The organism is Microbulbifer maximicatervae (SeqCode), from assembly GCF_052467305.1.
This window is the reverse complement of sequence record NZ_CP174306.1, coordinates 328,764-342,273: the sequence shown is the minus strand read 5'-3', so window position 1 is coordinate 342,273 and position 13,510 is coordinate 328,764. Positions and strand designations below refer to the sequence as shown.

Below are 13,510 nucleotides of genomic sequence, written 5' to 3'. Positions count from 1 at the left end.
TCCCTAATCTCTAGTCCAAGTCCGTGCGAGAGAATTAACCCGCACTATTTCCGCTTTTGATAGAGAGCTTCGCCTGGGGGCTACCCTCAGCAGCAGATTCTATGCGCTTTACCACCCCTTCAATGGTGGCGCCAACCGCCTTGGAGAAGCTACCGTCTAGCTGAGTTTGCTCATATAAATAGGTATGAAAGCGTCTGAAAAAAGCAATATCCACGCTCTCAGGCTCAGCCCAGAAGCTGGATAGTTTACCTTGATGAGTCAGGCCTGGGATGTCATATAGCGCGCGCCCAAGCACTTTTGTGGGCACTTTGTGAAGAAGGGCAGAGATACCGACAGTACTATTAATTGTAACTACGCCACGAGCATGATCGAGAAGGGTGGGCAAGTGCAGATCATGACAATATATAACTCGTCCCTGGATACTATAGCGAGCTTCTAAGCTATCAATCAGCTTCTGGTAATGACAAAACCCACGATCCATCGGGTGATGCTTTAAAACGATCACCGCGTCATTTGGCGCGTTCTTGGCAAATGACTTCAATACTCGATCAATGGCGTTTTCAATTGAGAGAAGGTCCGAGTGCTGTCTTAATTGAAAATCATCTCGAGTCTGTAAGGGAAATAAGAAAAAACGCTGGCTTAGCTTTCCCGTAAGCTTAGGCGTCAAACTGCGCTCTGTTACTTTATAAAGCCCTTTTCGTGCAAAGCTCTTCAACCAACAAACGCCTTCGGCTTTCCAATCTCGATTTCTATGATGGTGATATGCCTGAAATTCGGAACGCGCGAGGCGCATCGCTGCGTAGTAACCCATAGCGAAGCAAGCACGATGCCAGAATGTTTGCCCTACTGGTAACCCACAAGATCTGCTCTGGACCGGTTCATACTTTTCGATCTCCTCCCGCGTCCAGTCCATTTGAGAGAAAGCATTAACCCCCCCCCATTCCAACGTAACAAAATCTGGACGTAAATACCCCTCTTCAAACACCCCAAAAGCAACACCCAAAGATTCACAAACACTTCGAGCTTGAGAGTGATAGCGACGACAGTCTCCATAAACAAATACAGCTTCTGCATTATGTTTTAGCAAATAGGACTTAAAGAAGGGTGACCAATCACTTTCGGTTCCCGTGAAATCACTCTGAAAATCAGCCCAAGCAAAATAGCGATCGCCGCCATTGAAATTAATTTTATGCGTAGTTATGCCTTGATGTGAGAGTCTCTTTGCCAACTTCGCAAAGAACGGGCCATGAGGTCCCTGTAAAAAGACTGCCACAGACATTATTCAACCTACCCCTAAAACTTGCTATTTAGCGCTTAGAAATTGAGCACATATATATAACGGGTCAAACAAAAACCATTTCCATGCCGCACATTAGCTACTTCAGTCATTGACATATCGCTATATGTCACTCCGTGGCTCAATAGGCCTAACAGGAAATTGATCAACTAAACGAACAAGAACAGGTATTAGAGTACTAACTGGCGCAAAATTCTACCAAATAGAACAATAATCTTCTACAGTTGTTAACTTCTTCCAAACCTCAGAAATTGGTAGTGACAAAATTCTCCCGCACCGGAGAAGCATAGAGTATAAACAGGGAGTACTTTTCTCTGTTTAGAATACTAAGTTCATTTTTTTGAAGCTTCAGAAGCCATTTTATCAAAACAAAATTTTTTACTTTACATCCTTACCCATCATAAACGAAGCTGGCGAACTTGCCATCAAAAAAGTTTTCGGCCAAGTCGGGATTTTAGTTGGATGGCCAGCCATTTCAACTGACCAGATCACAATTCACCCACCAAACAAGCGGTCATACTAAGGCCTAACTAATATCATACCAGTCAACCCCAAAACATTATTTATCAAGTAAAGGCGCTTCCTACTGGCAATAACTACCAAAGACCTACACGATATACTTAGAAGCAAGCACAAACAAAATAGCAAGCTTAATCCACAGTTTCCGTGCACCGAGAACGAGCTAAGCGTCCATAATAATTTCGCTGCTCTCCACTGTTAATCTTGCCTTTATCCAGCCGTTTTAAGGCCACTTTCCATACTGTTTCGAATGCTTTAGCAGCACTATTAGGGAAAGGGGTAAATAATGGATTAAAGGGGTTGTCTCTAGCCTGCATCCACACCGTCATACGCTTCGACTTTTGGAGCGCCTCACCGCGACAGTGAAAACCATACACATTACCAATCACTAAAGTATTTGCAGGGACAGATAGCTTTTTCACTTCATATCCCATTTTTTTCAGATCTTTGTCATTGACCCGAAAAGATCCATCCCAATAACGTCCAGATGGCCTTTCGTTGCCCTTCTTACAAGCCTCTAGACTCTCTCTATACTCCCACTTCAACCTTTTCCAGGAAAGCTTGTGAGAACCTGGTGCATAGACGTAAGCTCCATTATTATCACTCGTCTCATCTATATATAACCACCCTTTAACACACGGGTGAAAGGTATCCGCATGTAAGTCTCGTTGAGGGTCTGGCCGGGGATTCACATTCTCATGGTTGCAGAGGTTTTCTATATAGAATAAAGGCGGCCGATTCTTCGATGAGCAGTACCGCATCAAGCGATTTAATAGCTGATTTTCAACTAGCCGCTTAAATTCTGGAGCTCTTTTTCGCTCCTCGTAATCCATAAATATCCTCTGGGTTACAGTCGTACCTTCAATTATTTCCCTAACAGGCCCCTCGAACTGATCAAGCTCCTTTACCAACTGTAAAAACTGCTTATTATCGAGAAAATTTTTCTTTAAAATATAACCATTCTCAATAAATTCTCTTCGGTATTCCGAAGGAACTATAGGAGAAAGGAGAAATAATCGGAACCGAAATAGAGCATGAGCAACTACAACCCTAAGGACATGTAACCCGAAAAAATTAAGCACGTAATTTCCAATAATAGGATTATTCTTAAAGCTCTTCCCCCAGCTAACCAATTCGAAAGACCACTTAGGTGCTTTCCAGGTCAAAGCAAGTATTCGACTTAGCATTATCACCTCCCAAAGATACATATCTGAAACTATATTATTTATATGGAAATACAGTTTCGCTTTGCTGCCTACTAAACAGGGCACCCATTATCATATTAATCAATAACGAAGAAAAATTTTTCTATACCAGCAAAAAACTTTAAAGAAAAAGCTCTCGCCATTATATAAAGATCGTTTTTTTTCTACCAACTTAACTGTGGTCTCTGCATCAATGTAATCCCCTGTCGCAGCATCAACATATACTGGGTAAAGTAGCAAGGTTCCCGCGATTAACTCATCTAAAGTCAATTTACGTCGCCGCCTTTGCTTAAAAATGTCAAAATCCTTCCTATCACTCCCTACCTTGGAGAGCAGAGTGTCCTCAGTTAAACCCCAACCGGAATAAAAAGGTAAACCATAAGTGACAACCTTAACTTTTCTAAGCAAGGCTTCAAACCCCGCCAAAGAACACAAGGTATGCACCTCATCAACCTGATCCAATATTTGAGAGATATCCCCTTCAGTAACAATCGAGTCATATAATCTTTTAGATCCTTGAGGTAATTCTCCCAAGCGAGCACCAGCAACCACATCGGGATGAGGTTTATAGATAATATATGCTTCTGGATTTTCCTTCCTTACTCTCTCCAAAAGAGAGTGGTTACTTTTTATAACAGGAGAACCATAAGCAATTGAGGCATCGCTTTCCACCTGCCCAGGAACTAAAATAATTTTCTTATTATCAGGAAGAGAGAGATTTACTGAGCCCTGAATGTTATATTTTGTAACTCTTTTTCTTAAAAGTAGCAGATGAAGGCTTTTCGCCCTATTAAGTATTTCATCACTAAAATTAGTATTACTTAAAATAATTTCAAGATCACTGGGTGACCGGGCATCAAAGTAAATACCCCGGGAATCAAACACTAAAGAAGTGGGTGCAACCAAGTCCGCACCTAGCCCTGCTGAACGTATGAACCCATCTTCAACTCTCCAAAGACGAGCTTGAATCTCCACAATCTTTTTCTGCAATGAGTTCGTTGGCCGACTAGCCCAAACAAAAATATTAGCGCCCGCTGCACACTGACTGACAGAGCTTGTGCCTCTAACAAAGTCCACCTTTCTCTTTTTACTAAGAAAATTAGGAATAAACTTTCTCTTCCATGATGAAAAGCCCACACCTAACCAAGCACCTTGAAACCTAAGCCACTGCCTCTTTTGCTCCGCAATCAAAGCAACCGTCTCTTCAAACTCACATTTATCACCGGTATATGGGTTTATATATCGACAATACCTCAAATAGGCAGCACAAAAGAGCTGCGAAAGAGATCTGTTGATATTGCGACGTGATAAAAATTGTCTATCTTTAGTTAATCCCCACCCAGAATAAAAAGGAACACCAAAGCAGTGTACTTCTTTCCCTGCAATTAAAGCATCAAACCCCAGCTGACTAGTGACAACATAAACTTTTTCCACATAGTCAAAAATAGCCCAAGGTGAGATATCTTCAGATATAATTCTACAGCCTTTTTCAAAAGCTAAACTTAATAAATAACCCTTCTTCTTCCCTGTTATAACATCCGGGTGTATTTTTACACATATCTCGGCTTCAGGGTTATCTTCAATAGCACTATCCAGCATGGCCAGAAAATGAGATTCAGAAGCCTGGCCAGCCGAAACAGAGACATCACCAAAAGTCTGATCCACAACTAAAACCCTTTTCAAATTAGTTGACCAATCTAAGGGCTTATCTATGGATTGATTATATTTACAAAGCCTATTAGCTCGTAATAGCTCTATCCCTTTCTCCGCTCGATCCAGTTCTTCAGAAGTGAAGTCAGCTAAAGCTATCAATGTTTCTAAATCACTAGGTCGAGATGCATCATAATAGATCCCGGTTTTATCGACCACCAGACTATGCGGAACCGCTCCATTAACTCCCAACCCGAGCGAACGTAAAAACCCATCTTCTATACATGCAAATGGGAGCCCTGCTCGTAGAGCAATCCTTTTTGCTTTCATCGCTGTTGGTTTAAGCCCCCAACCAATCATATAACTCACATAACTAGCGGGCTTGAAGGTAATATACTGGCAGCGTATATCGAGTAGGCTTTCTAGAATCCGGTGTTTCCGCAAACCTAAAGAACAGTGTCCGGCTACAGGCATTTTCGTGCCTCGGCCAGCATATTCCTTCGTAATTCTTCATCCTCAGCCAAAGCAAGAATTCCATCGATCCATTGCGAAGAGTTCATAGGTAAAAGCAAACCGTTTTCACGATGACGAACCACTTTGCCATAAATATCACCAGCAGCGTAAATACCCACAGCACCAGCCTGTGTGATATCAAAGAACTTGGTGTGAGACCTAGCTCTATTAAAAGGTACATTCAATAAGGGCGCTAAACCTATATTTCGCCCCGGCACCTGTAACATCGAGAAATAAGTAGGCCATTTCATCGGGTGCAACACTTTAACCCTTGGTATATTGGAAAAAAGCCGATTCACGTAGGTATTTCCAATTATTTCAAAGCTCAAATTTTGATTATACTTAAGAACCTCACTTACCACAGGGTACAACCATTGGATATCTTCTTGATGTGATGCAGAGCCATGATAAAAAAGATTTACAAAATTTCTATCAGTTATCTTGATGGGCTCCGCTTGCAACAATCTTGGCCTCCAGTCACTATATTTACTCTGTAAATAAGGCGTCGAAACCAACAATTGAGCTCCCACAGACTTCAACCATTTTTGCTTTGACCACCCATATCGAAGTAATTTGAATTTGTACTTAATAGACAAGCCAAGAAGTGCCTTCTGATCAAATAAATCATCATCTATAAAGAAAAATATACCAGAAATATCCTCAACATTTTTCTTCAGGAATGATTGCCATTTGCTAGGGACATAACGCACAAATAAAATATTTGCATCACGTATATTTTCCTCTGCAGGGACTTCATTAAAACCGAAACGTTTATAGCTAACTCCCATATTTTTAAGGAATGGCAAAATAAAATAATCTGTCGAGGGGTTACGACCTTCTTCTACAATTAGCCAGCGGCTAGCAAATTCCAAATCAATCTCCAGACCTGTCAAATCTCAAGGGGGAATACAATTGGCAGCAACAGTAAAACAACCAGAGAATAAGCAATAGTCAGGGGCAACCCGGCACGGAGAAAATCACGCAAATGATATCCACCAAGGTTCTGTACTATTAGGTTTGTTTGATAACCAAAAGGTGTCAAAAAGCTTGCACTTGCTCCATAAGCTACAGCCATTACAAAAGGCATCCAACTGACATCAAAACTATCAGCTAGACTCCAAGCAAGGGGGAATGCCAAGGCCGCAGCTGCATTGTTAGTCATCAACTCAGTTAGCAACAGCGTGAGTATAAAGATACCCACCAAACCCGCTATTGGCCCCCAGTCAGCTAGAAGCCCCTTTAGCCCGATAGCCAATAAATCCGCCAAGCCACTACTAGCGAATGCTTCTGCAAGTACCAAGGCACTCGCAATGATCAACCATATCTGAAAAGGAAAGCGCCTCTGCAATTCAGTAGTTGATAGGATACCGAGTGCGATCATACCGCTAAGAAGTACCACTAACCCTTTTAACAGAGAAAAATAGCCTAGCGCGGTTCCCACCACAACTGCCGAAAAGCCTAAGCCTAACAACCAATTATCCCGTCGTGACAAGTCACGTCGCACTTCAGTGCCACTAATCACATAGAAATTTTTGTCAATATTCAGGTGATGACGAAAATCCTGGCCTACTGCTAGTAAAAGGGCGTCTCCCGCACGAAGTTCAATTTCACCTAACTTACCCGATAGCCGATCACCACCACGACGCATTGCCACCACTGCAGCATCAAAACGAGTACGAAAGTTACAGCTTTTTAACGATTGCCCGAGGATACTAGAATTAGGGGTAATTACCACTTCAGTAAGATTCAGGCCCAACTCTTCATCCTCTAACGCAAACAGGCGTAGCCCCTGAATGCCCTGTAAACGTCCAAGGTCACGAACGTCACCGCAAAAAATTAATTTATCACCATCTCGGATAATCTCTGAGGGGCCTACAGGGCTGATTACCTGATCACCCCGAACTATCTCAATTAGGTAAAAAGTTTCCAAGTGACGCAGATGATTCTGCTCGACACTCTTTCCGTCGAGAGGGGAATTCTCAATGACTTCCGCTTCTAAAAGATATTCGGTCACAGGCTCATCGACTACGCTCCCTTCTGGCAACAAACGGTTACATAGCAACAAAACAACCAACCCTACTAAAGTGGCAGCTATTCCAATGGGCATAAAAGTAAAGAAGTCTAAGCCAGGCAAGCCTCGATCCAGTACAAAACTATTTACTATCAGATTGGTAGAAGTGCCAATTAGGGTAAGTGTTCCCCCAAGAATCGCTGCATAAGACAGAGGCATCAAAAGTTTGGCTGATGGGAAGCGCCGCTGCCCCTTGACACTAGACGCAAGAGCAGCTACCACTGCCGTATTGTTAAGAAATGCAGAACTCAACGCTGTAGCAGCAGAAAGTCTCAGTAAACTAGCCTTAAGAGATCCCTTAATCAATCCTTCTGAGATCACCCGAAGCCAACGAGCCCTCTCTAACCCGACCGATACCAACAATAGAGCGACCAAAGTAACAAGACCGACGTTCACCCCCTTTTGTAGAGCAGACTCTAACGGTACAAGCCCCGTTAGAAAGCACGATCCAGCAGCCGTGGCAAAGATCAGGGATGGCTTTAAGCGGGTAAAAATAAGTGAACCGATAACCAGAATGAAGATCCCGGCTACAAGCAATTGAGAAAAGGTCATAAGATTAGGGCGTCATTAAGGCTATATGAGATAGAGTTCTATTACTAATACACTTGTAACTCACGAAGATTATGCCAAATTTAATGTGACTGCGCTTTCTAGCCTCCAACCTTTAAAGCGGCAAGTTAAGCAGGCCCCTTCTTTGGCAAGATTTTGAGGAAAATAAAAGCTCATCTACTAGAGCATCCCGCATACTATTATGCGTGGCAATTAAAATGCCACGCTTTGCTAAAATCAAGCCAAGGTAAAGTCCTCGTGAGCTAAGGTCAGGTTAGGGTTGTATGCGGGATCAGCATCCAGCACCCCCCCCCACCGATCACGCATATAGTCAGCCTCCCTTTGTGCCCGGCGGCGTTTAGCTTTTGTATCATCCGCTCCACGGGAAACAGACTCGTGGTGATATAGCTCAGCATATGGCGTCCACAAATTACGATATCCTGCTTCACGAACTTTCAAACATAAGTCCACATCATTAAAGGAGATTGCCAAGTCTTTCTCATTTAAGCCTCCAACCTCCTCAAACACGGACTTACGTAATACTAAACAAGCGGCCGTCACAGCAGAGAGATTCTGTATTAGATGGAGGCGTGAAAAATAACCATACTCATTGCGACTGAAATATTTATGGGAGTGGCCCGCAACACCACCTATGCCTAATATTACACCACCATGCTGGATAGTATCGTTGGGATAATAAAGTTTGGCTCCAACACAGCCAATATCAGACCTTAAAGCCTGTCCTACCATCTCACTTAACCAACCATCATTGATGGGTTCAATATCATTATTGATCAAACCAATAATCTCACCCCTCGCAAGAGCAACGCCGAAATTATTAATTGAAGAATAATTAAATGGATGATTCCAGCGGTGAACTGAAACACGAGGATCAGAGGCAATTATCTCCTCTAAAAAGCCTAGTGTAGCCTTGCAAGTGCTTTGATTATCTAGAATTAACAACTCAAAATTTGGATAATCAGTTCTAGATAGAATTGCATCGATACAGGGCTTTAAAATATCATAGCCGTCCCTCGTAGGAACCAATAGAGTCACAAGTGGAGCGCATTCGGGCACATTCCATCGTACTCTGTAACTATTTGGAGCCGAACCTAGTGTCACACTGGCATTTAGAGATTGAGCATCCAAATAGTCACTCACGGCTTTTAAACCAGCAGTTGAGGCATAATTTTTAGCAGTACCTTCCTTAGCTGTGGAGCCGATAATTGCTCTCCAGTGGTACAATATCTCTGGAATATGTACCACATTGCTACTATTCAGGTACGGCATACATCGCAAAAGCAAATCATGATCCTGGCTACCCTCTACCCCCAGGCGGAAGCCCCCAACCAAGTCTACGAGAGTTGCCTTTAAAACGGTCAAATGACAAATATAATTTTGTGACAGTAGCAGATCAGGATTCCACCCAGGTTTAAAGTGGGGATCAAAGCGTTCACCTAGCTCATCAATTTTATCCTCATCACTATAGAGCAACTGCGCCTCTGGGTTATCAATAATTGCCTGCATCACTGTCATCAATGCATGTGGCACCAATGTATCATCATGATCGAGTAGTGCAATATACTCGCCCCTTACCAATTCTAAAGCGGTATTACTAGCAGCAGATATATGCCCATTATCCTTTCGAAAAACTACTTGGATACGAGAATCCTTCTCCTGATAACTCTGAAGGCATTCTCGAACTTTCTGATTTGAAGAAGCATCATCTGCAATACAGAGCTGCCAGTTGCCGTAACTCTGCACAATTACAGACTCTATACAGCTACTTAGCAGCTCCAAATCACTGTTAAAAGTTGGGAGAATAATTGAAATCAATGGTTGCGTATCAAGTTTTCTACTGTATGCAACATCTAAATTGGAAGCTATCTTTAAAGTCTCAATCTCAGAGATCCATTCCGCATAATCACATGCCTGTCGCCGTTTGGAGAAAGTTCTTGCGTAATATTGTAATGCCAACTCTCTCCAAGACCGATTAGTCTCATGAGCTTCATTACGGATACTCTGCAGTACTTCCACTTTCCGTAAATCACGGAACTTAAAATGCGCGTTAATTAAACGCTGGCACAAACGATCATAGGCAAACTGCGCTGGTAATTTAACTAAACGAAAATGCTTAACAGAAAAGTACCCAGTAGACTCCAAAGGGTCTAATCGAAGTACCTTAACCCGCCTTGGTAGATACACGAGACGCTTTGTAACCCTGCCTGCCTTTAAGGGGATCAAAACACTATCCGACTCATCGAAACCTTGCCCATAATTAAAATATAGCTTTGAATCGGCGAGCAGTTGGTCATGCGATAAATTGATCTCCACCATATACCAACCAGCACCCATAAGGTGGTTTTTAATGTAAAATTGTGGATCGCTGCTTGTTGCGCGCCACTCGAAACCTTTTTCAAGCTTCGTAACAGGCTCAATTGATACCTGCGGCCTAAGCCGAGGAATCAAATTAACATGGAAAAGGGATCTTAAAAATTTAAACACTAGTTAACAGCCTAGAAAATAAACAGTTCATTTCACAGTTTTTCGCATGAAGACTCGAAAGCCGCCAATCTATAACTTTACATAAATACAAGCTCTTCAATCACAAATACTGTTAACAACCACCCCATATTCCCAAATTAATTTTCATACACTTTTAGACGGTTATATATCCTATTAATAACAACGCCACTAGGCCTAAGTGCCAGAGCCTTTTTTATGAAGAGCAGAGCCTGCTCAAACTCACCGATGGTCTCTAACGCCAATGCTGTTTCCCTGCAGATATCCGCCCCATCGGAAGAGCGTGATTTCACAACTTGAAGTTGCTTATCGGTGTATTGAAATTTAGATATGGTTGGCTCGTTATATAAAACTCCAAAAATATCGGCAAGCCGATAAACCACATAGCTATTTACGCTAGAATTTGAAAGGTGACTAGAAATCAGTTCTTTTAACTCTTCTTTAACATATGGACGATGATCAATTGCCTTTGCTGCATCCAACAATTCGACTAAAGGAATACGCTTCTCTATTGTATCGACTTCACCTAAATTTGACGAAGCTGTCTCACTAAAGAAATCATCAGGGCAATATGCCAAAACGCTTTCTTTCATGTATTTATTGGATATGGAAAATTTTTCTTCTAACAGTTTTAGTTTTTCTAAAGTTACTACATCTGTTAGTGGCGAAGGCAACAGCTGCAATTCGTCTGAATATTTCTGTAAGCACCAATCCAATTCATGCTGCAATGACAATGTCGCATCACTCAGAATATAATTCAGCTGACGTTTTAGTTCCAAAGCTCCCAAAGAATAAGAAGAGTTTACAGCCTTAATATTCAAAGAGAATTTATTTATACGCTTCCTAGAAACACCAAGAAAATTAAGAAAATTTAACTCAATACTATTAGGCTCTTCCTTTGAATAACGATACGGATATACGATTACATTATCGGAACCAAATCTTTCAATCCAACTTTTGAAAACATCACCTGATATCCCCCCCAAGCTTTCATTTAATTTAGTCTCAATAAAGCAATCTAAAAGCTTAGTGCTAAAATGTCGTTTAATTGCTTGATTATAGTTTGAAACCAAAGCGCTTATTGGGGCTCTAAAATAAGCGAAAATTTTCACCCTATACTCGGATACAAGGCTAGCTAACTCTTTAGCTCGTCCATAAAAGGACTCACCTGACAGTAACAGGCACAGCTGATTCCGCTTCGCGACCTCAACCCACTCCACTAATAGCTTTGCGGCACTAGCCATATCACCACGTATAAGCATAACTCCTAACCTGGAGTGTCCACCTGAAACGCCGTTAACATCCAGTGGATGTTCTGGATAATAATAACCCGATTTTAAAAGCTCCTCTCTGTTATCCATACAAAACTTCTGAATAGCTGAAGAGCCAGATTTAGGGGCGCCAATATGTATCACAATGTCTTGTGATTTAGGATCAGGAATGGTAGAGCTAGTTACTACAGGAGTGATAAATTTTGATCTACCCCTACCCAAAAAATATTTACCAATAGAAGCCAAAGTAGATAAAGTCCCCAATATACTTAATTTTTAAGTAATCATTATTACTCAACCCTTTCACATTTTACTTATTAGCGTAACCTCGCGAAAGGGACCGGATGGGCAGAAGCAAAATTGCCATTTGCTGTCAACTTAGTCCTTTAGCACCCTACCCATATCCCAATAATTAAAACACTCTGTACTAAGCAAAACCTAGAACCAGCTCTTTAGCTTCGATGAATTTTCACAAACTAGAGAGTATCTCGAAGCTCTTAGATCAGAATAATCGTTGAATCGCTCTTCGAGCAGCCCTCACACTGTAAGTAAGTTGTACGAAAGTATAACTTAAATGATAACATTCAACTATAGCTAAAAACTATGACGTAATTGGCACAACAAATGTGCCAGATGCATTTTTATGCAGAAAAGGCATGCCAATCCTGCATATAGACTCAATCTAGCCACCTTTTGACAGGTTAGTCACTCCCAAAAATATCTCTTGTATAAACTTTTTCAGAAATATCAGAGATCTCATCGACTAACCGATTTGCCACTACCACATCAGAGATTGCCTTAAACTCACTCAAATCGCTAATTACACGTGAGTGAAAAAATTCGGATTCGGCAAGCGTGGGTTCATACACTACTACTTCTACACCCTTTGCTTTGATACGTTTCATTACTCCCTGAATAGATGAAGAGCGAAAATTATCGGACCCCGATTTCATTATAAGTCGATAAATTCCGACCACCTTAGGATTGCGTTTCAAAACGGACGACGCAATGAAATCCTTTCGGGTTGTATTTGCATCAACAATTGCAGAAATAATATTATTGGGTACGTCCTGATAGTTAGCCAGTAGCTGTTTTGTGTCTTTTGGTAGGCAGTAGCCACCATAACCGAAAGAAGGGTTATTATAATGATTTCCGATTCGCGGATCTAATCCGACGCCTTTAATTATTTGACGTGAGCTTAAGCCGTGTGTTTCCGCATATGTATCTAATTCATTAAAGTATGCAACCCGCATAGCTAGATAGGTATTAGAAAACAGTTTAATTGCTTCCGCTTCAGCTGAATCACATAAGCAAACGGAAATATCCTCTTTTTCAGCCCCCTGACAAAGCAGGTCAGCAAATTGTTGAGCCCTATCAGATTGCTCTCCAATGATAATACGCGACGGGTACAAGTTATCATAGAGAGCTTTCCCTTCTCTCAAGAATTCAGGTGAAAAAATAATGTTATTACAGTCGAGCTGTATCCTTAATTTGTTTGTAAAACCTACAGGAACTGTAGATTTAATTACTATTGAAGCTGTAGGGTTAATTGTTAGTACATCTCTTACGACTGACTCAACCGACGTGGTATCGAAATAATTTGACTCAGGGTCATAGTCAGTAGGTGTCGCGACAACTACAAACTCCGCATGTTTGTAGGCTAACTCCTTATCCAAAGTCGCCCTTAGATTTAGAGGAACTTCAGCTAGATATTTTTCTATCTCTCGGTCAACTATAGGTGAAACTTTATCATTGATAAGATCCACTCTGTTCGCATTTACATCAATACAAAGAACTTCATTATGTTGCGCAAGTAAGACCGCATTGGAGAGCCCTACGTAACCTGTTCCAACTACCGCAATTTTCATATCTACTTACCGGAATTCTTTAAACAATTTATATCAACTCGAAA

8 protein-coding genes are annotated in these 13,510 nt (G+C 41.5%); all 8 read right to left on the bottom strand.

Features of this window, described 5'->3' with window-relative positions; genetic code table 11:
- Nucleotides 1-34 precede the first annotated feature (34 nt).
- The gene (locus ACJJI4_RS01550) at nt 35-1,279 is read right to left on the bottom strand and encodes a capsule polysaccharide biogenesis protein (RefSeq protein ID WP_444895076.1); all 1,245 of its coding nucleotides are present in this window, start codon (nt 1,277-1,279) and stop codon (nt 35-37) included.
- 668 nt (nt 1,280-1,947) lie between these two features.
- The gene (locus tag ACJJI4_RS01545) at nt 1,948-3,003 is read right to left on the bottom strand and encodes a phytanoyl-CoA dioxygenase family protein (protein WP_444895077.1); all 1,056 of its coding nucleotides are present in this window, start codon (nt 3,001-3,003) and stop codon (nt 1,948-1,950) included.
- Between the two features lie 99 nt (nt 3,004-3,102).
- On the bottom strand, nt 3,103-5,031 hold the full coding sequence (locus ACJJI4_RS01540) for a capsule polysaccharide biogenesis protein (RefSeq protein ID WP_444926822.1): 1,929 nt from the start codon (nt 5,029-5,031) through the stop codon (nt 3,103-3,105).
- Nucleotides 5,032-5,135: 104 nt separating this feature from the next.
- Nucleotides 5,136-6,056, bottom strand: a complete 921-nt coding sequence (locus ACJJI4_RS01535; protein WP_444926821.1) for a glycosyltransferase family protein — start codon at nt 6,054-6,056, stop codon at nt 5,136-5,138.
- 17 nt (nt 6,057-6,073) lie between these two features.
- Nucleotides 6,074-7,807 carry an SLC13 family permease gene (locus ACJJI4_RS01530; RefSeq protein WP_444895080.1) on the bottom strand — a complete coding sequence of 578 codons (1,734 nt, stop codon included), beginning with the start codon at nt 7,805-7,807 and terminating at the stop codon, nt 6,074-6,076.
- 234 nt (nt 7,808-8,041) lie between these two features.
- Nucleotides 8,042-10,309, bottom strand: a complete 2,268-nt coding sequence (locus ACJJI4_RS01525) for a glycosyltransferase family 2 protein (protein ID WP_444895081.1) — start codon at nt 10,307-10,309, stop codon at nt 8,042-8,044.
- A 137-nt stretch (nt 10,310-10,446) separates the two neighbouring features.
- Nucleotides 10,447-11,844, bottom strand: a complete 1,398-nt coding sequence (locus ACJJI4_RS01520) for a hypothetical protein (protein WP_444926820.1) — start codon at nt 11,842-11,844, stop codon at nt 10,447-10,449.
- Between the two features lie 455 nt (nt 11,845-12,299).
- On the bottom strand, nt 12,300-13,466 hold the full coding sequence (locus ACJJI4_RS01515; RefSeq protein ID WP_444926819.1) for a nucleotide sugar dehydrogenase: 1,167 nt from the start codon (nt 13,464-13,466) through the stop codon (nt 12,300-12,302).
- Between the last annotated feature and the right edge of the window lie 44 nt (nt 13,467-13,510).